The sequence below is a fragment of the Pseudomonas sp. SIMBA_067 genome, from assembly GCF_046534675.1.
In the GTDB taxonomy this organism is placed as follows: Bacteria; Pseudomonadota; Gammaproteobacteria; order Pseudomonadales; family Pseudomonadaceae; genus Aquipseudomonas; species Aquipseudomonas putida.
Genome location: NZ_JAWRYH010001390.1, coordinates 1 through 234, shown reverse-complemented (window position 1 = coordinate 234; position 234 = coordinate 1). Strand labels below are relative to the sequence as shown.

The window sequence follows — 234 nt, the reverse complement described above, 5'->3', positions numbered from 1 at the left end:
GACTTCCGTACGCAGATGCCGGCGGCACTCGCCTATCCGCTGCAGGGCCGCCGCTACAACTGGGCGTACGAAACCGACCCCGAGCCGCACATGGACAACCGCCGCATGGAATGCGGCCGCGGCAAGGGGCTCGGCGGCTCGTCGCTGATCAACGGGATGTGCTACATCCGCGGCAACGCGCTCGACTACGACAACTGGTCGACGCACCAGGGCCTCGAGCGCTGGACCTATCTC

General features: G+C 67.1%; 1 protein-coding gene. It reads left to right on the top strand.

All coding sequences use genetic code 11. The features are described 5' to 3' along the window. On the top strand, positions 1-234 hold a 234-nt coding region (locus SB765_RS33935; RefSeq protein WP_410933076.1), incomplete at both ends, for a GMC family oxidoreductase N-terminal domain-containing protein.